This is a genomic window from Gemmatimonas phototrophica (genome assembly GCF_000695095.2).
Lineage (GTDB): Bacteria > Gemmatimonadota > Gemmatimonadetes > Gemmatimonadales > Gemmatimonadaceae > Gemmatimonas > Gemmatimonas phototrophica.
In genome coordinates this window covers 2,098,289-2,120,589 of record NZ_CP011454.1, presented here as the reverse complement: position 1 = coordinate 2,120,589, position 22,301 = coordinate 2,098,289, and the positions used below count along the sequence as shown (strand labels likewise).

At 64.0% G+C, this 22,301-nt stretch carries 20 protein-coding genes and 1 tRNA gene; all 21 read right to left on the bottom strand.

Annotation, left to right across the window (positions count from 1 at the left end):
- Positions 1-125: 125 nt before the first annotated feature.
- The 21 genes from GEMMAAP_RS08865 to GEMMAAP_RS08765 all read right to left on the bottom strand — a co-directional run bounded on the left by GEMMAAP_RS08865 (position 126) and on the right by GEMMAAP_RS08765 (position 22,298).
- Positions 126-199, bottom strand: a tRNA-Arg gene (locus GEMMAAP_RS08865).
- A gap of 124 nt (positions 200-323) precedes the next feature.
- Positions 324-875, bottom strand: a complete 552-nt coding sequence (locus tag GEMMAAP_RS08860) for an adenine phosphoribosyltransferase (protein ID WP_026850836.1) — start codon at positions 873-875, stop codon at positions 324-326.
- Positions 876-906: 31 nt separating this feature from the next.
- Positions 907-2,181 (bottom strand): hypothetical protein, encoded by a 1,275-nt coding sequence (locus GEMMAAP_RS08855; RefSeq protein ID WP_145979071.1) that lies wholly within the window; start codon positions 2,179-2,181, stop codon positions 907-909.
- 107 nt (positions 2,182-2,288) lie between these two features.
- Positions 2,289-2,945 carry a protein-L-isoaspartate(D-aspartate) O-methyltransferase gene (locus tag GEMMAAP_RS08850; protein ID WP_238588199.1) on the bottom strand — a complete coding sequence of 219 codons (657 nt, stop codon included), beginning with the start codon at positions 2,943-2,945 and terminating at the stop codon, positions 2,289-2,291.
- Positions 2,930-3,688, bottom strand: coding sequence for a 5'/3'-nucleotidase SurE (surE, locus tag GEMMAAP_RS08845; RefSeq protein ID WP_026850839.1), 759 nt, complete (start codon positions 3,686-3,688; stop codon positions 2,930-2,932). The genes GEMMAAP_RS08850 and surE overlap by 16 nt, the downstream gene beginning before the upstream one ends.
- 15 nt (positions 3,689-3,703) lie before the next feature.
- Positions 3,704-4,069, bottom strand: a complete 366-nt coding sequence (locus GEMMAAP_RS08840) for a MerR family transcriptional regulator (protein ID WP_043581657.1) — start codon at positions 4,067-4,069, stop codon at positions 3,704-3,706.
- 2 nt (positions 4,070-4,071) lie between these two features.
- Positions 4,072-5,064, bottom strand: coding sequence for an NAD(P)H-dependent glycerol-3-phosphate dehydrogenase (locus GEMMAAP_RS08835; RefSeq protein ID WP_026850841.1), 993 nt, complete (start codon positions 5,062-5,064; stop codon positions 4,072-4,074).
- Positions 5,065-5,113: 49 nt separating this feature from the next.
- Positions 5,114-5,740: a glycerol-3-phosphate 1-O-acyltransferase PlsY gene (gene plsY, locus GEMMAAP_RS08830; protein ID WP_043581658.1), complete on the bottom strand. Its 627-nt coding sequence runs from the start codon at positions 5,738-5,740 to the stop codon at positions 5,114-5,116.
- Positions 5,741-5,751: 11 nt separating this feature from the next.
- Positions 5,752-7,062: a ribosome biogenesis GTPase Der gene (gene der / locus GEMMAAP_RS08825; RefSeq protein ID WP_026850843.1), complete on the bottom strand. Its 1,311-nt coding sequence runs from the start codon at positions 7,060-7,062 to the stop codon at positions 5,752-5,754.
- 9 nt (positions 7,063-7,071) lie between these two features.
- Complete coding sequence (locus GEMMAAP_RS08820) at positions 7,072-8,367, bottom strand: DUF512 domain-containing protein (protein ID WP_053334544.1); 1,296 nt, start codon at positions 8,365-8,367, stop codon at positions 7,072-7,074.
- A 167-nt stretch (positions 8,368-8,534) separates the two neighbouring features.
- Positions 8,535-10,025 (bottom strand): FxLYD domain-containing protein, encoded by a 1,491-nt coding sequence (locus tag GEMMAAP_RS08815; RefSeq protein WP_043581659.1) that lies wholly within the window; start codon positions 10,023-10,025, stop codon positions 8,535-8,537.
- Positions 10,026-10,086: 61 nt separating this feature from the next.
- Positions 10,087-11,232, bottom strand: coding sequence for a threonine synthase (locus tag GEMMAAP_RS08810; RefSeq protein WP_026850845.1), 1,146 nt, complete (start codon positions 11,230-11,232; stop codon positions 10,087-10,089).
- Positions 11,229-13,217 (bottom strand): excinuclease ABC subunit UvrC, encoded by a 1,989-nt coding sequence (uvrC, locus tag GEMMAAP_RS08805; protein WP_053334546.1) that lies wholly within the window; start codon positions 13,215-13,217, stop codon positions 11,229-11,231. Before uvrC ends, GEMMAAP_RS08810 begins: the two co-directional genes overlap by 4 nt.
- 9 nt (positions 13,218-13,226) lie before the next feature.
- A complete protein-coding gene (gene murJ, locus GEMMAAP_RS08800; protein ID WP_053334547.1) occupies positions 13,227-14,804 on the bottom strand; it encodes a murein biosynthesis integral membrane protein MurJ in 1,578 nt (525 codons plus the stop codon).
- On the bottom strand, positions 14,801-16,435 hold the full coding sequence (bshC, locus tag GEMMAAP_RS08795) for a bacillithiol biosynthesis protein BshC (RefSeq protein WP_158514790.1): 1,635 nt from the start codon (positions 16,433-16,435) through the stop codon (positions 14,801-14,803). Before bshC ends, murJ begins: the two co-directional genes overlap by 4 nt.
- Positions 16,436-16,483: 48 nt before the next feature.
- Positions 16,484-16,948: a 23S rRNA (pseudouridine(1915)-N(3))-methyltransferase RlmH gene (locus GEMMAAP_RS08790; RefSeq protein ID WP_026850847.1), complete on the bottom strand. Its 465-nt coding sequence runs from the start codon at positions 16,946-16,948 to the stop codon at positions 16,484-16,486.
- Positions 16,949-16,960: 12 nt separating this feature from the next.
- On the bottom strand, positions 16,961-18,271 hold the full coding sequence (locus tag GEMMAAP_RS20945) for a Glu/Leu/Phe/Val family dehydrogenase (RefSeq protein ID WP_043581661.1): 1,311 nt from the start codon (positions 18,269-18,271) through the stop codon (positions 16,961-16,963).
- 26 nt (positions 18,272-18,297) lie between these two features.
- A complete protein-coding gene (locus GEMMAAP_RS08780; RefSeq protein ID WP_026850849.1) occupies positions 18,298-19,398 on the bottom strand; it encodes a tetraacyldisaccharide 4'-kinase in 1,101 nt (366 codons plus the stop codon).
- Between the two features lie 8 nt (positions 19,399-19,406).
- Entirely contained in the window at positions 19,407-20,144 is a 738-nt protein-coding gene (locus tag GEMMAAP_RS08775; RefSeq protein WP_053334548.1) for a lysophospholipid acyltransferase family protein, read from the bottom strand.
- Positions 20,141-21,280, bottom strand: coding sequence for a lipid-A-disaccharide synthase (lpxB, locus tag GEMMAAP_RS08770; protein ID WP_053334549.1), 1,140 nt, complete (start codon positions 21,278-21,280; stop codon positions 20,141-20,143). Before lpxB ends, GEMMAAP_RS08775 begins: the two co-directional genes overlap by 4 nt.
- The gene (locus GEMMAAP_RS08765; protein ID WP_053334550.1) at positions 21,249-22,298 is read right to left on the bottom strand and encodes a Gfo/Idh/MocA family protein; all 1,050 of its coding nucleotides are present in this window, start codon (positions 22,296-22,298) and stop codon (positions 21,249-21,251) included. Before GEMMAAP_RS08765 ends, lpxB begins: the two co-directional genes overlap by 32 nt.
- Positions 22,299-22,301 lie beyond the last annotated feature (3 nt).

Here is a 22,301-nt window from a genome sequence, read left to right as displayed (position 1 = left end):
GGTAAAAGGGAGAACTGCCGGGTAGCCTTCAAACATAGCGCATCACGGTGCAGCAAGGCACCCATTCCGGGTCATCTTTCCGGCCGTGTCACATCGCGCTGTGCGTAGGCAACAGAATTCATGAGTGCCCCCGGCAGGGTTCGAACCTGCGACCCCTCATTTAGGAAACGAGTGCTCTATCCAACTGAGCTACGGGGGCGAACCAGCGATGGAGGATACCCCCACCGCACAGCTGTTCAGCAACAGTCACATTCTACAACATGTTGCCCCCGCCGTCAGCGGGTCCCCTGCACCGTCTGCAATTCCTTGTGGCGATCGACGGCTCAGTAGCGGACAACTGGTACCACTCGGCGCCCGGGCAAGCGGCTGCGCCCATCCAGAAATCCCAACTCGACCAGGACCGACACAGCAACCACCTCGCCGCCGAGCCGCTCCACCAGTCGGCACGTGGCCGCCGCTGTTCCTCCGGTGGCGAGCACGTCATCCACCACGAGAACACGGGGGCGACCCGCCCCGGGCATCCCGAGGGTGAGCGCGTCTTCGTGCATCTCAAGGACATCACTTCGGTATTCCAGCGTGTACGCTTCGCGTACGGTATGCCAGGGAAGTTTTCCTGGCTTCCGGGCGGGCGCGAAGGCCACGCCGAGTTCGAGCGCCAATGGCATCCCGAAGAGAAATCCGCGGCTCTCCACCGCCACCACATGCGTGATCCCGGCACCAACAACAGGCTCCGCCATGCTGCTCAGGGTCTCGCGCATCAGCGCGGGATCGGCAAGCACCGGGGTGATGTCCTTGAACAGAATTCCGGCAGAGGGGAAGTCAGGGACATCCCGAATGACCTGGGACAGTCGATCGGTGAGGGTGGGTGTCGTCATTCCTCAACTATAACCGACGCCCCCCCATAGGTCAGCGGAGTCGGACGCCGAGCAGTGCCGCGAGGGCCGCGACCAGGGCAGCCGGTTCTCCCATGCGAGGATCGTAACTGGGCAGCATCAATTCTCCCGCCCGGACGCGACGAGCAAGCACTTCGAGCGCGTGCGCGGCCTCCTCAGCGGTGGCGTCTGCCGCCGGCAGTTCCGGCGCGGGTGGGGCAGCGGCCATTGCTTTGAACACCTGTGCCTCCTCCTGTGCCTTGCGTGCGCGCTCGGCCCACAGATCCCCATCACCCTGCACCGCTGGGTTGGAGAGGGGCGTTTTTCCGGAGTGACGGATGGGCATGATGTCCATCAGATCGTCGTCGCTCCATGCCGGGAGAGGGGCAGGATCGGCGGGCCCCGAAAACAGCGCGTCGGGCGCGAGGGCATCCTGAGCCATCGCATCAGCTTCGGCGGGGGTGGCCGGAATGTCCATCTGTGCACTCAAGGCACGGAATTCCTCGGCCGCGTCCTGTAATGGCCATTCCTCCGCGGGCGGTTCAGCCGCGGCTGCGTCGGGAAGCGTATCCAGTGACGCCGCTTCGACAATCTGGCTCACCAGTGGGGTGGGCACCGACCGCATCGGTACCGCCGGTGTGGCCGCGAGAAACGCTTCGATCCAGGGCAACTCCGACGTGCCATCGGTCGCGAGCGTTGGCGGCGTAACCGCTTCCGGAGCGGGGGCCACCTGCTCCGTTTGCGGGACGTTCCCGACTGCGTCAGCCATTGGCTCATCGTGGTCGGGGACGGCCACTGCGTCTACGGACGAGAGCGTTGGCCGCAACGCCAGAGGCGCCGCAAACTCATTCGTGGTCAACAAAAGCGGCGCAATTTCCCCTTCGTCAACCATGGCGGCTGGTGCCGACGGCACAGGGATGGAGGGGATATACAATGGCGTCCGAATGGCCGGCGTCATGATCGGCGTGGGTCGGAGCGGCCGGTACGGTGGGATCCGCTCGGGCACCTCCATGACCGAGGACACGCCCTCTTCGGCCCGTTCCTCATCCCGCACCACCATCGTGCTCATGAGGTTCGTCACGACCGGAACGACTGGCTCCGCGCCGATCGACTCCACACCGGCTGCCTCCGCCATCACCGCCTCTGACGCTGCCATGGCGGTTCGCCATGGCTCCGGGATGAACGGTCGTACCCGTGGCATGGCCACCGTCATCGGGGTAGCCGGCGCCGGTGCCGCGTAGGGCGGCAAGGCGGACCGGAGTACCGGCGCGTGGGCCGAGGTGAGGGAAGACTGGTACGGAGTGGACATAGGAATCAGGACCGTGGTGCGCGGGGCGCGCCCTCCGAGGCATCCGTGCTTCGGGTGGGCGAAGATGAACTACGGCCAGCCGGGGCGCAATTCCGGCTCGGGGAGAATTATCCCGGCCAACCCTGCGCCCCAATGAGGGGGACGAAGCGGACCGGGGTGATGTCACGCCTTTCCAGACGCCCCGCTCGTTTTGTGAACAGGGTCAGCATCTGCTCCTCCTTGTCGCCGATCGGAATCAGCAGGCGCCCGCCCTCTGCGAGTTGGTCCTCGAGGGCCTGCGGGACATGTGGTGCTCCGGCGCTCACCACAATCCCGTCGTACGGCGCATACTCCCGCCATCCGAGCGTGCCATCACCCAAAGAGAGCGAGACGTTGCGCACATTCGCCTGCTGCAAAATGGGACGCGCCTTGTCGAGCAACTCACGGTAGCGCTCTACGGAGAACACTTGAGCCGCGAGATGCGAGAGCAACGCGGTCTGATAAGCAGATCCCGTGCCGATTTCCAACACCTTCTCTTGGCCCGTGAGCATGAGTTGCTCGACCGACCGGGCGTGAACATACGGTTGGGAAATGGTCTGCCCACTTCCAATGGGCAAGGCCGAGTCTTCGTAGGCGCGGTGACGCACCGTGGACGGCACGAACAGATGCCGCGGCACGGTATCGATGGCGCGCAGGAGTGCGAGATCCTTGATCCCCTTGTCCTGCAGCGCTTCAACCAGACGCCGACGTGGGCCCCGGAATTCCGGCTCTACGGTTCCCGCCACCAATCCGTCGCCGCGTTAAGGACATCCCGATGCGTGAGATCGAGGTGCAACGGTGTGACCGAGATGTAGCCGTCGTGCACCGCCCGGAAATCACTGTCGGCCGCGCCGCTCCACTCCACGCTGCCACCACCGATCCAGAGGATTTCCCGACCCCACGGATCCTTCATCTTCGTGATGGAGTCGCTGAACACGCGCCGGCCCAATCGCGTGAGCTTGATGCCTTTGATCTCGTTTCCCGGGACCGCTGGCAAGTTCACATTCAACAACGTATCGGACGGGAATTGCGGAAGGTGCATGAGATGATCAAGCAACGTCCGGATCTGCGTGACCTGCGTATCGAGAATGGCATCTGCACGCAGCACACTGCCGCCAAAGGACAACGCGATCGCCGGGATACCCAGGGCAAGCCCTTCCATGGCCGCCGCGACCGTGCCGCTGTACAGCACATCCTCACCCATGTTGGGGCCGTGATTGATGCCGCTGATCACGTATTCCGGACGTTCGTCCAGCAGCGCTTCACACGCCAACATCACACAATCCGTTGGCGTGCCGTCCACTTGCCACCGCTTCTCACTGAGCCGCACGGGGCGCAACGGGTGATGCAGTGTGAGCGAGTGGCTCGTGGCGCTTTGCTCGCGATCGGGGGCGACGACGTGAATGTCTCCCAACGGCGTGGCGGCCTGCTCCAGCACGCTCAGTCCCTTGGCCAGAATTCCGTCGTCATTACTCAGAAGAATGCGCATAGGTACGGTATGGGGTCAGCGCAGCGTATCGTCGAGCAGCGCCTGGAGGTCGGCCAGCTCACGTTCAAGACTTTCCAATGCTTCGACTTCGAGTGCGGCTCGCGCGGCCGGACGAAGTGACCCACCTTTGCGGTGCTCATCGAGCTTCTGACGCGCGCCGTCGATAGTGTACTTCTCGGTGTACAGCAAGTGCTTGACCAGCAGAATGAGTTCCACCTCGCGTCGTGAGTAGACGCGATTTCCGCTGCGATTCTTGGCCGGGTTGAGGAGCTTGAACTGACTCTCCCAGTACCGAAGCACGTGCGGCTTGAGCTCAGTGAGCGTACACACGTCACCAATGGAGTAAAACTCCTGGACCAGTTCTCCGCGAGCGCCGGCCACGATCAGTCCCGCTCCGGCCGCAGTTCACGCGCCATGAGCTCCGCCACGGCATCGCGGGGGGACCATCCGTCAAACAGGATGCGATGGGTGGCGTCAACGATGGGCATTTCGACGCCGACCTTGTCGGCCAGTGCCTTGGCACTCTGCGTGTTGAGCACTCCTTCGGCTACGCTGTCCTTTCCGGCGAGTGCCTCTTCGAGACTTTGCCCCTGTCCGATGGCCACGCCCACAGCGCGATTGCGCGAGAGGGCACCGGTGCACGTAAGCACCAGATCGCCAAGTCCGGCCAATCCGGCGAAGGTGTCACTCTTGGCGCCAAGGGCCACCCCCAAGCGCGTCATCTCGGCAAGCCCGCGCGTCATGAGGGCCGCTCGCGGGTTGAAACCGAGGCCAAGGCCGTCCAGAATCCCCGTGGCCACCGCCATGACGTTCTTGAGAGCGCCCCCCAACTCCACCCCCACCACGTCGTCGCTGGTGTAGACACGAAACGCGGCAGCACTCATGGCGGACTGCACCAGCTTCGCCGCCTCATGGTGTGCACACGCTGCGACAACGGCCGTCGGCTGTCCCTGCGCTACCTCAGCGGCAAAGCTCGGACCACTCACGGCCACCACGGCATGCCCGGGGGCCGCCTCGCCGACCACATCGGTCATGAGGGCAAGCGTTTCCCGCTCAATGCCCTTGGTGGCCACGGACAACACGGCCCCCGGCGCGATGTGCTGCGCACAGCTCGCCACCACCGTGCGTAGCACATGGGAGGGCGCGGCATACACCACGAGTTGCGCTCCGTGCAGGGCGGCGGCCATATCGCCACTCGCCACCAGATTGGGAGCCAAGGCGATCGTGGGGAGAAACCGTGGATTCTCATGACGTGAATTGACGGCGTCCACGACGTCCGTTTCCCGCGCCCACAGGATTGTGGCAAGACCATTGCGTGCCAACCGATCGGCGATGGCCGTTCCCCAGGCACCACCGCCAACCACGGTGCACCGCATGGGCGTTTGCGTCACTGGTGCTCCCTCAGAAAGCGGGGGGTGCACGGCGTCATGATCGCGATCCTTCGGACGGCGTTGAGCTGCCGCGGCCGATACGCCGTTCTTCACCACGGAGGAGACGCCCGATGTTCTCACGGTGCGTCCAGAACACAAACGCCGAAATGGCAAGACTCACGAGCATCAGGGGCGTCACCGCACCCGCCTGCACCAGAATGGCCACGGGCAACACAGCGGCCCCCACCAGCGAAGCCAGCGAGACATAGCGTGTCAGGGAGACGACCAGCGCGAACGCAAGCACCGCGAAGGCACCGGCAACTGGTGCCAATGCGAAGAACACGCCACTGGCAGTTGCCACTCCCTTCCCGCCGCCCTTCCCCATGAGGAAAACGGGTTTGACATGCCCCAGAATGGTGAGCACCCCAACGGCGACTCCCCACGGCCACCCACCAGCCGCACCAACGGCCCCGGGCAGAAGCAACGTCGGGAGCAGTCCTTTCAGGCCATCAACGAGATAGACGAGCAGTCCCCACTTCCAACCGAGCGTCCGGAACACATTGGTCGCGCCGAGATTTCCGGAGCCCACCGTGCGAAGATCCACGCCATTGGCCTTTCCCACGATGTACGCCGTGGGAAACGATCCGGCGAGATACGCCGCACCGAATGTCCAGAGTGGCATGGACACACCGCTCAACTGTTCTTTCTCCGCAGAATGATGCGCAAGGGTGAGCCGGTGAATCCCCAGATTTCCCGGAATCCGTTGTGCAGGTAGCGGATGTAATGCTCTGGAATGGCTTCCGGGTTATTCCCGAACACCGCAATGGTTGGTGGTGACACTTCCACCTGTGTGGCGTAATTGAGCTTCACTTCGCGCCCCGCGGCCTGCGGAGGTTGCAGTCGCGCGATCAGCTGTTCCAGCGCGTCATTCACCTGGGAGGTGGAGATGCGACGCGTGCGCTGCTCCTGAACCTGGAGCACGAGATCAAGCGCCTTCGTGACACGCTGACCGGTAATGGCGCTGGTGAACAGGAACGGCACGAACTTGAAATACGGCACTTTTTCGGCCGCATCCTTGCGGAATTTCTCCGCGCTCTTGTCGGTCTTGTCCTCGAACAGATCCCATTTGTTGATCACCATGATCAGACCGCGACCGGCCTCCCAGGCCATCGTGGCAATCTTGAGATCCTGATTCTGCATGCCCTCGGTGGCATCAATCATCAGGATGCACACATCCGACGATTCGATCGCACGCCGGGTGCGCAGCGACGAATAGAACTCCACCCCGTCATCGATCTTGGATTGCCGGCGCAAACCGGCGGTATCGACGAAAATGAGCTCGTTGTCGTGGTAGCGCATGGGCGCGTCGATTGCGTCTCGCGTGGTCCCGGATTCGTCGTGGACCACCAGTCGGTCTTCGCCAAGCAGGCGGTTCACGAAACTGGACTTGCCAACATTGGGGCGACCAATGACGGCAACACGAATTGCTTCCGGGATTTCCTCGTCCGTGACCGGAATGGCGCCAACGACCGCGTCCAGCAGGTCTCCCGATCCTTTGCCGTTGGAGGCCGACACCGGATACACCTCGGTGACCCCCAACCGATAGAACTCGAAATAGTCGGCGCTCTCGGGATTGTCGACTTTGTTGGCGACCAGCAACCATGGCTTCTGGGAGTTGCGCAACAGATCCATGATGCGGGCGTCGCTGGGGTGCACGCCAACCCGCGCATCGCACACGAAGAGCATGAGATCAGCTTCTTCGATGGCTTCCATCACCTGGCGGCGGATCGCCACATCCATGGGCAGGTTGGAATCCTCGACCAGACCACCGGTATCGACCAACCAGAAATCATGACCGGCCCACTCGGCGCGCCCAAAGTGCCGGTCGCGCGTGGTGCCAGCCTCATCACTGACAATGGCCGTTGCCTCGCCAATGATGCGGTTGAACAAATGTGATTTGCCCACATTGGGGCGACCAACGATTGCTACGACGGGAATGCTCATGCGAACGGATCAGGCGGCGGGAACGACCGCCGCATCCCCCTCGGGGACGAGCGCGTCAATGAAGTCGTACGAGGGAAATACCGGCATGGGCAACGACTCGCGTACCGCGATGAACGACTCTTCGTCGAGGAAGAGGCCATTGTCGTTGATGCACTCGGCCGGAATGAGCGCCATATCAAGGTCAGACCGTTCCGCGAGTGCGCGACGGATGTCGGCGCCAACCAGCAGTCCAGCGGTGGTCGTGGTGGGCCCGAACAGCGAATTCTCCGTGGGGATGAGCACGAACTGTGCTCCGGTCGCCTCGGTAAGCTGTGCAAGCAGGTCCGGCATGAGCGGTACCATGGATGTACCGGTCACTACGCCGATGCGGCGGCCATCGAGGCGTGGCAGTTGCGACAGTCCATCACGTACCCGGGCCCGGAGTGAGGTTACGGCCCCCACACCGTTCTCGATCTGAGAGAACTCGCCATAGTGCTCTTCATCCGGCAGCTCCTCGCCGGCCAGCAGATACAGTTCATCGGAACCGAACACCCAGCGGTCGCCGCGCTCTTCGAGGGCCCGCTCTTCCCAGCGGTGCACCGCGTCGAGTAGCCCCCCGGCGTTCCCGGCATCCATGGGCTTGCCGGTGTACAGATGCGAGAACTGCGTGACACCAACCGGAACGAGGGCGATCGACATGACGGCCTCGCCGAGATTCCAGAGATCAGTGAGCGACTGCTCCAAGACCTCACCATCGTTGATGCCAGGCACAATGACCATTTGGCAGTGGAACTGAATACCGCCATCGGCCAGGCGCGTGAGCTGTTCTACGATGTTGGGCACTCGTGGATTGTTGAGCAGCACCTTGCGTGCTTCCCACGGGGTCGCGTGGACCGACACGTACAGCGGAGACAGTCGGTACTCCAGGATGCGCGCGATATCGCGCTCCTTGACGTTCGACAGCGTGGCGAAGTTGCCGTAGGCAAACGACAGCCGGTAGTCGTCGTCGCGTATATAGAGTCCCTTGCGCAGCCCCTTGGGGAGTCCTTCGATAAAACAGAACTCGCAGCGGTTCGCACAGCGCCGAACGGTGGGGGGCGCCAACTCCACGCCCATGGAGTCCCCGTCCGTTCGCTCGATGTCGTATTCGACCACCGTGCCGTCGGGCTGTCGCGCCGAAACCACAAACGACTCTTCGGCCGTCAGAAACTCCCAATCCAGGAAGTCCTCCAACGGCCGTTCGTTGATGGCGAGCAGCTCGGTACCGGGAACGATGCCGACCTGATCGGCAATACTTCCCGGCTCGACGTGTGTGACGCGAACCATGACCCGGGACGAAAACGGGGGCGAGGCCCGATGGCCCTCCCCCGGTAAACCAAACGGGCGACGACAGAAGCGTCGTCGCCCACCTGAGAAAATCTACGAACTGGGAGCCCCGAAGTCAATCAATTTCATGGACTTCGGCGTTCTTCAACACCTTCCTACCACGCGCCTTACTTGATGGGCGCGTATCGGAAGGCCACACCTTTGGGCGCTTCTACCGTCACACTGAAGGTCATCGCCGAGCCGGCCTCAATGGGCCCCACGGCAACCTCACGCGTCGCCACCACCGCCCCGGCCTCGTCCAGAATCTCGAACTTGATCGTCCAGCTGCCCGCAGCCGTCCCGCCATTCGACACCGAGCCCTGAATCTGATACCCCGTCCGGCCAGCCCCAGAGGCGACAATGTCCACCTTGGGATTCACCTTGGACTGCTTATCGAGATAGTACAACGTGGAATCCTGGAACGGCTTCCGCTTGGCTGCGTCCGTTTCCGCCCGCGAGCGCAGCTGCCAGTAGCCGGCCACCAGACGCCATCCACGTTCGAAGTTGGGATCGATCGTCATCAGACGCTGAACGGCCGGCCCCATCTTGGCTGCCTCCTTCATGGAGAACAGGGCGTTGGCATAGTTGTAGAGCGCGTTCCGGTGATTGGGATTCTTCTTGAAACCGGCTTCGAACAATTTGACCGCATCCTCGTCGCGACCGCTGGCTGCAGCGTTTGATCCGGCCTCGAAAAGCTGGTCCGCGGTGAACTTGTCCGGCGTAGACAGTATGTCTCCGAACAAGTTGGCCACGGCCGCCGTATCGCCGGACAGCCGCAACGCGCGGGCGAGCGCCTGAGCCGCATTCGGCTCCCCCGGCGACTCCTTCAGATATTCCTCCAGCAGCCCGCGCGCCTTGCTGATGTCCGCATCCTTGGACGCCCCTGCCCCACTTTCTGCCTTGGTGAGGTTGATGACGGCTAGGTTGTATCGGCTCTGCTGCTTGATGCGCTTGTACAGAGTATCGCTGCCAGCCAGCGCAAGAATGCGTTCCATGGCCATCGTGGCGCTGTCGACCTTGTTCTGCTTGCCATACACCGAGGACAGCACGTTCCACGGGCGCGGATCCGCCGGCGACACCATCAACGCCAGGTTCGCATAGGTCGCGGCCGAGTCATCCTGATTGGCCTGCAGCGACGCCACCGCCTTGTTGTACACGTCGCCGTAGAATTGCTGACGATAGCCCTTGATGGCCTCGGCACACTGCGGAGCAATCTTCTCGAGCGCTGATGCGGCGCTGTCCACCGCCAGCAACAGATTCTGCGACCCCTTCGGATTGGTGGTGTACCCCATGTCCCCGCGGTTCAGCACAAACACACCTTCGTGCTGGCTCCGGAATTGCGCGAACGCACGCAGCAGGAGCCACTGACGGCCGGCTTCGTTCTTGATCTTCTCCGGGCTATCCGTCAGCAGCCGAATCGCATTGGCCAGATGCTTGGGAATTTCATCGTTGTTTCTCGAACTGGCCGCCTTGATCACGTACTGCTTGGCGCCGCCCAACTGAAACGGGCTACCATCGTTCACGCTGCACGTGGCCTGTGAGGCCAGCGGCGACAGCGCGCCACCGACCATTGAAAAGAATGCCACGCCGGCGGCGCGCGTCCACATCGAAACCTTCATCGCTACTCCTCGAAAATCCGTCGAATGCGGCAGGAGCTGACCTGCCGCGCGAAAGATACGGTCATGCGCGGTACGACGCGCCACTGCCCGTGTTGTACACCACGACCTCGGCATCGGATGCAATGCGTCCCGCAACCACCGCATCGCGCAGAACGGACAGGGCACATCCCCCTTCCGGGGCGGCGTCGATCCCGGTGGCGGTCGCCAACCGGAAGGTCCAATCGCGAATGGCCTCCTCCGTGGCGGTACCAGCAACGCCCTGGGTGTCCCGAAGCACTCGGAGCAGCACCCGGTCACCCAAGGGCGACGGGACACGCAGCCCGCTGGCGTAGGTCACCGGATCGACCCAGGGTTCGGCCCGATCTGCACCGGCGGCGAAGGCGCGGGCAATGGGCGCACAGCCGGCCGCCTGCGCCACCACATACTGCGGTTGCACCCGATCGGCGGGAATCCAGCCCCCCGCCGCGAGTTCCTGCAACGCCTTCCAGATCCCAACCGTCCCTTCGCCACCTCCGGTCGGGTAGACGACCACGTCAGGGACCCGCCATCCGAGCTGCTCGGCCATTTCGAAGCCCATGGTCTTCATGCCTTCCACGCGATACGGCTCACGCAACGTCGAAATCGCGAAGTACCCGGATTCTGCGGCATACGCGAGGGCCAGCTTTCCCGCGTCGCCAATGTGGCCGTCGATGCGGATCAATTCGGCCCCCATGGCGTCGATCGTATCGAGAATGGGGCGAGGTGTCGTCCGGGGAGCATACACGCGCACCTTCATACCGGCCGCGGCTCCGTAGGCCGCCAGGGCCGCACCGGCGTTTCCCGCGGTCGGCACCACCAACCCCGGAAAGCCTTCAGCCCGGGCGCGGGTCACGGCGGCGCTCATACCACGCGCCTTGAACGAGGCCGTCGGATTCTGCGCTTCGTCCTTGATCCACAATCGGCGCACGCCCACTGCATCGGCCAACGGCTGGCACTCGATCAGCGGCGTCAGTCCTTCGCCGAGGGTGACCGGTGCTTCCCCCTCGAGCAGTGGCATGAAGGGCGCATACCGCCACATATCCCACCGGGGGCGCAGCTCCGTCGTCGTGGCAACGGGCGCGTAACGGGCAAACAGCGGTTGTCCGCAGGCGCCGCACAGGGAAGCGCGCTCAAGGGCGGCTGGCGTGTCGCACGCCGAGCAGCGGAGCGTCCAGGATGCAGTCGTCATTCGTCGGTGGACGGTGGGGTCGGATCGTCAGGTGGGGCGGCGGACACTTCACCAGAAGCGCCCGCCGTGGGGAGTGGAAGGTCCACCCCAAGCGAGAGTAACACTTTGCGCGCGGTGGACTCGCCGAACCCGGGGACACGCGCAATCTCCTCGAGGGCGGCTTCCTTGACCCCTTGCACACTGCCAAAAACATGCAGCAAGGCGCGCCGTTTGGTGGGGCCGATGCCGGGGATCTTCAGCAGCTCCGACGTGATGGTACGCGCGGCCCGCTTCTGGCGCTGGAACGTCACCGCAAACCGGTGCGCCTCATCCCGCGCCTGCTGCAACATGCGCAAGGCCGGCGAGCGCCGCGGCAATCGTACGCTTTCGCTGCGCCCAGGCAGGAAGATTTCTTCATCCTTCTTGGCGAGACTGATCAGCCCCATCTGGGTCACCCCAAGCGCCGTCAGCGCCTCGCGGGCAGCCCCCAACTGTCCTTTGCCGCCGTCAATCACCGCCAGATCCGGAAGCGGCTTTTCCTCATCCATGCGGCGCCTGAAATAGCGCGTGACCACCTCATGCATGGATTTGAAGTCATCATTCCCCTCAAAAATCTGAATCTTGAACTTGCGGTACTCGCTGCGCTTGGGACGCGCATTCTCAAACCACACGGCACTGGCCACCACATCGGTGCCTTGCGCGTGCGAGATATCAAAGCACACCAGTGACCGCGGAAGACGGGGTAATCCCAGTTCGCGCTGGAGCTCATACACGGGATCTGCGGCGCGCTCTTCCGATTCCAGCGACGCCAGCTTGAACTCCTCGAGCAGATGTTGCGCGTTCTTGTCCGCCAGGTCCACCAGTGCCCGGCGTGGTCCCCGCTGGGGTACGCGGATGGTCGTGCCCTCGAGCGAAGCCTCCAGCACGTCCCGGTCTTCGAAATCAAACGGCACCAGCAGATCACCCGCACGGGCCTCGGCCATGCGATACCACTGGGCCAATGAGGCGCCAAGCACGGCACCATCATCCTCTCCCTCGGCGTGTTCAAGCAGTCGGTGTTCGCGTGCCAACAACTTGCCACCACGAATGCGCAAGATGACCACGCATGCATCCTCGCCATCGCGGGCATACCCCACGACATCACGATCCCCGCCCTCGACCTCCAACACCACCGTGGGTTCTTCCATCTTTTCGAGGTGTCGCAGCGCATCCCGCAATTCGCCGGCGCGCTCAAAGTCCAGTCGCTCCGACGCCTCCATCATGCGCTCCCGCACATGACGGACCACATCGCCGGTGCGCCCCTCGAGGAACCACACGACCTCGTCGATCATCGAGCGATACTCGCCGGTACCCTGATAGCCGACACACGGCGCTTTGCACCGCTTGATGAAATAGTCGAGGCACGGTCGTTCCGGCGCCTCGCGCGGCAATGCGTAATGACAGGAGCGCACCGTAAAGATGCGCTTGACCACATTCAGCGCCCGCCGCATGGCCCCGACATCCGTATACGGACCAAAATAGCGGGCGCCATCGTCCTGCAGCCGACGCGTCACAAGCACCCGCGGGAACGGCTCATGCACCGTGACCTTGATGTACGGATACGACTTGTCATCCCGCAACGCGATGTTGAAGCGCGGGCGGTACTCCTTGATTAGCGTGGATTCCAGAATGAGCGAATGCGCCTCGCTCGGCACCACGATGGTATCGAGGTCCTGCACCTTGCGCAGCAACCCGCGGGTCTTGGGACTGGTGGTGTGATCCTGCGCCCAGTAACTGCGCACCCGAGAACGCAGACGCTTGGCCTTGCCGACATACAGCACACCTCCGTCGGCATCTTTCCACAAGTACACCCCGGGCGATTCCGGCAAATGCGGCAGGCGTCGCGCAACGGCGAGTGGCATTCCGCGCGCCAGCGCCGCACGGGTCCACTCATCGTCCGGAATCGGCAGCGCATCGATGGACACCGAGGCGACAATCTCTCCCGACGACTGCTCGTTAGTGGACATATACGCGCCTCACCCGTGCCTCGATGCACGAGGCGCTCGTCGCAGCCACCGCGCCGCTTCCGCCGATCCCATCCACCACGCCGAGCCCAGGTAGGCCACTGCGAACGCGGCGAATATGGGGAATGCCGCCAGTCTCACATGCAGCGTGGGCGCGAACGCGGTGTGTAGGACCCGCGCGCCCCCACCGACCACGGCGGCACAGAGCGCGGCCACGAGGATTCGTCGCGTTCCCATCCACATGGACGGCGTGTACAACGTTCCCAGTCGCCGGCGCAGTCCACGCGCGAGCACGGCCAGATTCACATACGATCCCATCGCCGATGCCAGAGCGATGCCGGCGGTGGCATACGGTGACGCGCGCAGGGGCACGGCGATGGCCACGGCCGCCGCCGCCGACACCGTGATGCTCGCCACGGACGCTCGCAGGGGGGTGCGATAGTCCTGGAGCGCATAGAACGCCGAGCCCAGCAGCTTGACCGATCCGAAACTCACCAACCCGACGGCATACCCCGCCAGCACCGCGTGCACCACACGCTGCTCGGCTTCACCGAACTGCCCCGCGCGATAAAGCACCCCCACGCAATAATCACCGAGGACGATGAACACGATGGTACTCGGCACCACATAAAAGAGAATGCGCTGCCAGCCACCGCGCAGGCGCTCACGCAGCGCATCCAAGGCCATCGCCCCGCTGTCGCGCGAAAACTCGGGCAGTGAGGCAGCGGCCACCGACACGCCAAACAGACTCACCGGCAACAGCGCCAGCGTGTTGGCATAGGTGATGTTGGTCGCAGCCCCGGCGGGGAGATACGACGCGATTTGCAGATCAACAAACCCGGAGATCTGTACCACACCGAGCGCGGTCACGACCGGCACGATATTGCGCAGCGTCTGCCCAACCCCTTCAGCGGCACGATTCAGCGTAGGGCGCAGGGGACCGGTGAGCCGAAGCACTTCGGGCATCTGACCAGCGACCTGCAAGAGGGCACCTGCCAGCGTGGCCCAGGCCAACCACAGCGACAGTTGCTGCGCATCGTGCGCGCGTGGCCCCCAAACGAGGAGCAAGACGATCTGGGCTACGGACCAGAGAGCCGCACTCGCATACGACCAGAAGAAGCGCCGATGTGAATTCTGAATGCCGAGGCACCATCCGCTCAGCACCATGACGCCCGTCATGGGGAAGAGCACGCGTGTGAGGCGCGTCGCCAGCTGTTGGGTCTCGTGATCAAACCCCGGGGCCAAGACGGCTGTAAGCACGGGCGCTCCAGCAATCCCCACCAAGGTCAGCAGGCTCACGGCGACCAGCAGCAGGCCCAGTACCGCATTGGCCAGCGCGCGCGCCGCCGCCGCATCTCCCTGCCCAAGCAGTCGGCTGTAGACCGGCACAAAAGCGGCGGACAGCGTGCCTTCTCCAAGGAGGTTGCGCACCGCATTCGGAATCTTGAACGCGGCGTTGTACGCATCAGAGGCAGCACCGGCGCCAAAGAAATAGGCGAAGGCCGTGTTTCGCAGCAATCCGACCACTCGACTGATCAGAATGCCCGCACCAACGACGAACGCCGAGCGTCCGCCCCCCGCCTCACTCATGCCGTGGCCGCGGTGCCCGTCACCAGCGCCCGTGCATGTGGTTCCGCCGCTTCGCTCATGCGACGCAACACGCCAGGACCAAAGCGCGCCAGCAGCGGGACCAGATTCAGGACGCGTTCCGGAGACTGCCCGTGTGGACGCAACGCGGCGCGCAACGCAGCCACGTCTCGCAGCACCTCGGTCTCCTGACGTTTCACACCGGCAAGCACCCGTCGCTCAAAACGATCCAATCGGTGCGCAAGATCGCGAGCCAGCCCCTGGACCACATCGCTCGCCACGGGCGCGTCGTCCCCCGCCAACGACTCATGAAGCGCCCGCACCTGCGTCTCGAGCGTGACGCGCAGGCGTTCCATGGTGTCCGCCAGGTGTTCGTTCATCTGCGCCCGTGCAACGATCTGCTCGGCCGCGTGCGGATCGCGCAGCGATGCCTCGCTCAGCCCCAACCGCTCTTGCAGCGCCAGCGTTTCTTCTTCGATGAGCTCACAGGCCCAACGTGGCGCCGCCACCGGCACGGCCGCCCCCAACGCCGACGCAACCGGTGCCACCTGCGCGAAGTAGGCGAACTCCCCGGGACCTGCCAGGTAACACACCGTGGGGAGGACGGCGCGTTCCATGACCGGACGCAGCAAGACATTGGCGCCCAGCGTTCCCGCTTCCGCCGTGCGTGCCACGCTGGCGGCGTCGGCCACCGGGACCCTCTCTCGCACCCGCTGCAGTTCATCGCCCTGGCTGGCAATCTGTGAGCGGAACACGAGCGACAGCCCATCCACGACATCGACCTGCGGTGCAAAGCCCGCCCCCTCGATCTCCTGCACCCGTACGCGCAGGGCTTCGTGCACGGCCGAAGATTGCCGAAGAGCGTGGCGAAGGAATCCATCGGCGGCGTGGCGCAACGCAGGATGCGCCGCATCAAGGACCGCGATGCCCAACGGTTCCAGCAGGGCCCGCATCAGCTGCACATAGGCCGCGCCAATGGTCGCGTGGGGCACGTAGGCGGCATCGACGAGCTCGAGCACTGACGCATGGGCAGCAGACCCGCACCCGGCGGCCAGCACGGCGCGCGCCGGCCGCAGATCCCCCAGGGGCACGTCGCTCATGGCCACGCCTTCCGTTGCCGGGCCCGCCAACGACGCGCTCACCAACCCCTTGGAGGTGGCCACATTGGTGACGGCCGCCTCCATCCAGTCGGCGTCGTCGCTGGCCGCCCAGAACACCGGCGCGACCGGCATCCCCGTCTGGCGCTCCAGCTCATTGGCGAGCGCGAGTGCGCTCATGGCCTTGCTCCACGTATACATGGGCCCCCCGAACAATCCGGGTTGTTGCCCCGTGGTTACCACCACTCCCTCGGCCGCCGCCCGCGCCAGACGCTCAGCGGCCAATCCGGTGGCCGCAAAAGCCGGTGCCAGCCCCGTCAGCCAATCGGTCCCTTCCAGCGATGCCCGAACAGTGCGGGCATGAGCCGCCCATTCGGAAGCCGACGTCGGACGAGGGGCGTACCAGGCATGTCCCACCTGCCCGGATTGAACGGCGCGCGAAAGCGCGCTGCCGCCGAGGGAAACGGTGCGAATGTGGAGGGCGCCGGGGGCGTCCGTCGGACTACTGGTAGCGTGGTCCACCTGGCTCACAGTCACGGGCGATTGATCACGAAAGAACAGGGGGTACGAAGGCTGCCGAAACGATCATTTGTGGTACGGCTCTCCACGCATGATAGTCCCGGCCCGATACAACTGCTCGCTCAACACCAGACGTGCAACCTCATGCGGGAGCGTCCAAGGCGCCAGTGACAGGCGTCGATTGGCCCGCTGACGAACCGCCGTCCCAAGTCCATGAGCCCCGCCAATGACAAACGCCACGCTGCGGGCACCGTCCCGCTGGTCCTGCAGCCAGCGGGCGAAGGCGTCCGACTCCATCACCACCCCGCCCGGGTCGCAGGCCACCAGCACAGTGTCACCGGGGATCCGCTCGGCCAGCCGCTCCCCTTCCCGCTCGCGCACCACATCACCACTCAGCCCCCGCCCCGGCTCCTCTTTGACCTCGATCACATCGAGTGGCCAATAGCGGGCCGCCCGGGTTTCGTAGTCCCGAATGGCATCGGCCAGCCCCGCGTGGCGAGGCCGGCCGATTACCAGCAGCGAAACGCGCACGGCGTGAGCCGCTTAGGCGTAGATGCCACGCAGACGGTGCACGGTGGCCACTCGGCTGATGGACAACATGTACGCCGCCGTACGCATGTTTACGCGATGCTGCTTGGACAGCTGCAGCACATCGCCGAAGCTGCGCGTCATGATGTCGCCCAACCGCTCGTTGACGATGGCCTCGCTCCAGAAATAGCCCATGCGATCCTGAACCCACTCGAAGTACGACACCGTGACGCCGCCGGCATTCGCGAGAATGTCCGGGATGACGAAGATCCCCTTTTCGTCGAGGATGGGATCGGCAGCCGCCGTGGTGGGGCCGTTGGCCCCCTCGCAAATCACCTTGGCGCGGATTCTCGGCGCGTTCTTGGTGGTGATGACGTTCTCGAGGGCGGCCGGCACCAGCACATCCACTTCGAGGGTCAGCAGTTCTTCGGCATCAATGGCATCGCCGCCCGTGAACCCTTCCAACGAACGGTGCTGCTGCACGTGTTTGATGGCCGCATCAATGTCGATGCCCTTCGCATTGTAGAACGCGCCGGCGCGATCGCTGATACCAATGACCTTGGCGCCCTGCTGCGCCATCAACCTGGCCGCAATCGACCCGACGTTGCCGAAACCCTGCACGGCAATGGTCGCACCGTTCAGGTCCATGCCGAGATGGGTCAGCGCCTCCTTGGTCACGAGCATGCAGCCGCGACCCGTCGCTTCCTTTCTGCCCAGCGACCCGCCCATCTCCACCGGCTTGCCAGTGGTGACGGCATTCTCCGTACGCCCCACATGCATGGAGTACGTATCCATCAGCCACGCCATCACACGTTCATTCGTGTTCACATCGGGCGCCGGGACGTCGGTGTCGGGACCGAGCAGCGAAATGATGCCCTTGGTATAGCGACGCGTCACACGCTCCAACTCGCCCACGCTCATGGACAACGGATCGCAAATCACGCCGCCCTTGGCACCACCAAAGGGCAGATTCACCACGGCGCACTTCCACGTCATCCATGCCGCCAGTGCCTTGACCTCTTCCAGCGTCACATTGAGGTCAAAGCGAATGCCGCCTTTGGCCGGCCCACGTGACGTGTTGTACAGCACGCGATAGCCGGTGAACACCTCAACATCCCCGTTATCCATCATGACGGGAACGGATACGATGAGCTGCTTCTCCGGATTGCGTAGAATCTTGTAGATGCCGGGTTCCAGATCGAGTAACTCGGCGGCGCGATCGAAGCGGGACATCATTGCTTCGAACGGGTTCTCTTCGTTCAGAAACCGATCCTTGTCCGGCCGAACAATACTGTCCGTCGGAAGTCGCAGGAGGTCGATGGCCATTGGGCGGGGAGTTTTAGGGTGCCAGCTCAGCCGGCGGTAGGAACCGTGGCTGCGCGCGCCGCCAGAACCCGGTCACATTCCCGCTCCAGGACTTCGGCGCCTCGATCAACCACGAGTGTCTGTGAAAGATACCAAAGCGGAGCGGCAGCGCGAGGCCATAGCGGACCGAGTTTGACGGCATCCTTGAGCGTGCACAGCACGCCATCGCCCCCCTGCGCTGCCTCGACCATCTGTGCCACGTCATGCGGTGTGAAGGCGTAATGATCAGGGAAGCGAATATGCCTCACCACCGGCACACCGGAGGCGACGACTTGCCGTTCAAACGCGTCAGCATCGGCAATGGCAGACGCCAACAGCACGCGCTGGTCGCGGAGCCAGACCAGAGGTTCACCCCAACCTGCGTTTTCAGTAACACCATGCACGGGGTTCGACTGGGGCGCCACACGAATGCGGTCGGGCACCAGGCGAACTACGGCCAGTGGGACATCAGGTGCGGCGCGAGCGACCGCCTCTTCAGTCCGGCGCACCTGGGCCTCGGTTGCGGCCTTCGCCGTAATCACCACGCACGTGGCCCTCCGGAGCGCGTCCAGCCCTTCCCGGTAGGGCCCACAGGGGAGCAGGCGCACATCCGGGGTGAAACGATCGGCGCTCACCAGAACCACGTCAGACACGCGGTCTACCCGGCGGTGCTGAAAGGCGTCATCCAGCACGGCGCAGTCGGCACCATCATGACGCGCGTGCCGTATCGCCTGAAGCCGATCCCTATTGGCCAACACTGGGAGGCCCGGGACCAGCAGTTGGTGTACGCGCCACTCATCGTCGCCGTAGCCGCGCAGGATCAGCGCCGGGTGCGCGCCGCGTGCACGGAGCCGGGCTGCGAACCAGGACGAGACCGGCGTTTTTCCGGTCCCCCCGACGGTCAGATTGCCAACCGACAAGACCGGAAGCGACGAGAGAATGCCTCGACCGCCAACCGACTCGGCATCAAACGCCCGGTTCCTTGCGTTCACGATTCGGGTAAACACCCATTCGCCGGGAGACAGCACTGTCCGCACGGCGGAGGCACCGGCACGGCCCGAATACCATACCCACTCCGCGAAGGCGCGTAACCGGGCATCGGTGGACATTCGAACGCTCAGCTGTCGGCGGGACCGGTCGGCACGGCGGCCGACGGCGTCCCGCTCGTGCGTGCCCCACCCGCCGCCAGCACATCGGCCCGAGCACGATCCTCATGCATGTACTGCGTAAATTCGGCCGCGCGTTCGGCCGCAGCACGCACATCATCACCTTGCACCACTCGTGGCTCGCCATACAGCACGGTGATTCGGGCAAATGGCTTGGGTAGCTCAAACGCGTCCCAACTGCCGAATCGCCACACGCGGTCCACGTGGGCCGTAATGGTGACAATGGGGACCGCGGCGCGATGCGCGAGGATTAAGGCCCCCGGCGCAAAGCTATGGCGCGGCCCACGTGGTCCGTCCGGCGTGAAGGCCATGTGCGTCCCGCCCTTCACCACCTGCACCGCCTCCAGCAACGCCCGCGTTCCGCCACGCGAAGAAGAGCCACGCACGCCGAACATGCCGAACTGTTCCAGAATGCGCGTGATGATTTCGCCGTCCTTGTGTTCACTCACCAGCACGCCTGTGCGAACCGTGTGCCGCCAGAGCAGTGAAAGCATCTGGCCGTGCCACAACGTATACACCACCGGGCCGACATAGCCCGATGGTCGCAGCTGCGCGTCACGACCGTAGGTTCGCACACGCCACGTGCGCCCGAGCAGCGCGACCAGGAGTCCGCCAACCGTGATCGCCAGACGTGTCTTCCAGTCCAGAACCACTCCGGGGCGTGTCCCAGCGGTGGCGGACGCCGTCATGGCGCCAACATCCCCACGATCATCTCAGCCACCCGTCGCGAGGCACCAGCTGTTCCCAGCTTGCCACGGACTTCGGCCAATCCCGCTTCGGCCCGTTGACGCTCGGGGCTCTGCATCTCCAACAAGGGCATCAGCGCATCCGCCACTCGTGCCGGCACAAATGCATCCTGCACAAACTCCTTCGACACTTCACGCCCTGCCACCACATTGACCAAGCCAATATGGGGAATTTTCACCACACGTTTGGCGATGGCATAGGTGATGGGACTGGTCTTGTAGCCGATCACATGGGGCAAACCGGCCACCGCCGCTTCGAGCGTATTGGTGCCGCTCTTGAGCAGCCCTGCCGTGGCGGCGCGTTGCGCCACGAACGACGGCCCTTGCACAAGGGGAAAGGGGCATGCCGCCGGGGGAATCGTGACCGTCGGTGCCGCGCCCACGACCACCTGCACATCGGGACGCCGACGCTGTACCTCTTGCGCGGCTTCAACGAACGATTGCAGGTGACGGGCAATCTCCGCTTTGCGACTGCCCGGAAAGACCGCGAGGACCGGTCGATCAGGGGCCAGCCCAAGCGATTGCCGCGCTTCCTTTGCAGACGGCAGTGACTGGGCCCGATCAAGCAACGGATGGCCCACGAATGTGGCATCCACGCCATGTTGACGCAGCAGCGCCTCTTCAAAGGGCAAGATCGGCGCGGCCTTGGTGACCAGACGGGCAATCGTGGGTAAGCGTTTGGCGCCCCACGCCCACACCTGCGGCGTGATGTAGTACAACACCGGCACACCGGCGCGATGGGCAACCTCGGCCACCTTCAGATTGAAACCCGGATAGTCGAGCAGCACCACAAGCCCGACCCGACCGCTTTCAATTCGCGCGCGCAGACGCTTCAGCAACGCCCAATGCTTGGGCACGTGCTGAAGTACCTCTACAAACCCCATCACGGCCAGGTGTTTGACATCCTCCAAGAGTTCCACCCCTGCCCGCTGCATATGGCCACCGCCAACACCAACCATGTGCACATCGGGAACCAGTTCGCGAAGAATCTCCGCAACCTTTCCCGCGTGCAAATCGCCGGAGGCCTCTCCAACGACGAACAGCACTTCACGCACCGGGCGCCCCACCTGCTGCGACATCCCCGGCTTTCATCACGGCATGTGCCTGCTCAATGGCCGCAACAATGCGGAGCGCGGCCTCGAGGGCTTCACGCCCTTCCTCGCCGGTCACCGCGACCGGATTGCGCCCAATGATGGCACCGAGGAATTGCGAGAGCTCGAGCACCAACGGCTCGCCATCGGGAGCTTCGAGCACCACACGTTCCACAAACTCTTCCAGCGCCCGTGGCGCTCGGGCCAGCAGCATGGGATCAAAGTCACCACGTAACCGGAAGTACTCGCCGGTGCCGGCCGCAAGATCCAGCGACAGGTAACCGCTCCGCTGAAAAATGCGAAGCTTGCGCAGCCGTTCACGCGACACACGACTGGCCGTAATGTTGGCGACCGCGCCGTTGGCAAACGTCAGCCGGGCGTTGGCAATATCCAGCTGCGGTGTCAGGACCGGAATGCCCATGGCCTGCACATCGGTCACGGGTACGCCGACCAAGGTGTGTACGAGATCGAGATCGTGAATCATGAGATCCAGTACGACCGCGACATCAGACCCACGGGGATTGAACGGGGCCAGACGATCGCTCTCGATGAATCGTGGGCCATCCACGAACGGCATGGCCGCCCGGACCGCCCGATTGAATCGCTCGACGTGTCCCACCTGCAGGATGACCCCGGCGGCTCTGGCCTTGTGCAGCAGATCATCCGCCTCGGCGAGCGTGACGGTGAAGGGTTTCTCCACAAAGACATGCTTCCCGCGGGCCAGCGCGGCGGACGCGACGGCGTGGTGCGCAGTCGTGGGCACCACAATCGACACGGCGTCCACTTCATCGAGTAGTCGGTCGAGCGACGGAAACGCGGTTACCTGGTACTGCGCCGCGACCTGAGACGCGCGTCCAGGATGTTCATCAACAAATCCGACAAAGCGCTGCCCGCACAAATCACGCAGGATGCGCACATGATGGATGCCCAGTCCGCCGGCGCCCACGACACCCACCCGAGGTGACGTGGACCGCGAAAACAATTGGTTGTCAGCGACGCCGTTCATGCC

Excerpts from the sequence above, each read along its gene's own strand:
- GEMMAAP_RS08860 (WP_026850836.1), bottom strand. The coding sequence starts at position 875 with ATGACGACACCCACCCTCACCGATCGACTGTCCCAGGTCATTCGGGAT.
- GEMMAAP_RS08855 (WP_145979071.1), bottom strand. The coding sequence starts at position 2,181 with ATGTCCACTCCGTACCAGTCTTCCCTCACCTCGGCCCACGCGCCGGTA.
- surE (WP_026850839.1), bottom strand. The coding sequence starts at position 3,688 with ATGCGCATTCTTCTGAGTAATGACGACGGAATTCTGGCCAAGGGACTG.
- GEMMAAP_RS08835 (WP_026850841.1), bottom strand. The coding sequence starts at position 5,064 with ATGCGGTGCACCGTGGTTGGCGGTGGTGCCTGGGGAACGGCCATCGCC.
- plsY (WP_043581658.1), bottom strand. The coding sequence starts at position 5,740 with ATGCCACTCTGGACATTCGGTGCGGCGTATCTCGCCGGATCGTTTCCC.
- der (WP_026850843.1), bottom strand. The coding sequence starts at position 7,062 with ATGAGCATTCCCGTCGTAGCAATCGTTGGTCGCCCCAATGTGGGCAAA.
- GEMMAAP_RS08820 (WP_053334544.1), bottom strand. The coding sequence starts at position 8,367 with ATGGTTCGCGTCACACACGTCGAGCCGGGAAGTATTGCCGATCAGGTC.
- GEMMAAP_RS08815 (WP_043581659.1), bottom strand. The coding sequence starts at position 10,025 with ATGAAGGTTTCGATGTGGACGCGCGCCGCCGGCGTGGCATTCTTTTCA.
- GEMMAAP_RS08810 (WP_026850845.1), bottom strand. The coding sequence starts at position 11,232 with ATGACGACTGCATCCTGGACGCTCCGCTGCTCGGCGTGCGACACGCCA.
- uvrC (WP_053334546.1), bottom strand. The coding sequence starts at position 13,217 with ATGTCCACTAACGAGCAGTCGTCGGGAGAGATTGTCGCCTCGGTGTCC.
- murJ (WP_053334547.1), bottom strand. The coding sequence starts at position 14,804 with ATGAGTGAGGCGGGGGGCGGACGCTCGGCGTTCGTCGTTGGTGCGGGC.
- GEMMAAP_RS20945 (WP_043581661.1), bottom strand. The coding sequence starts at position 18,271 with ATGGCCATCGACCTCCTGCGACTTCCGACGGACAGTATTGTTCGGCCG.
- GEMMAAP_RS08780 (WP_026850849.1), bottom strand. The coding sequence starts at position 19,398 with ATGTCCACCGATGCCCGGTTACGCGCCTTCGCGGAGTGGGTATGGTAT.
- GEMMAAP_RS08775 (WP_053334548.1), bottom strand. The coding sequence starts at position 20,144 with ATGACGGCGTCCGCCACCGCTGGGACACGCCCCGGAGTGGTTCTGGAC.
- lpxB (WP_053334549.1), bottom strand. The coding sequence starts at position 21,280 with ATGTCGCAGCAGGTGGGGCGCCCGGTGCGTGAAGTGCTGTTCGTCGTT.
- GEMMAAP_RS08765 (WP_053334550.1), bottom strand. The coding sequence starts at position 22,298 with ATGAACGGCGTCGCTGACAACCAATTGTTTTCGCGGTCCACGTCACCT.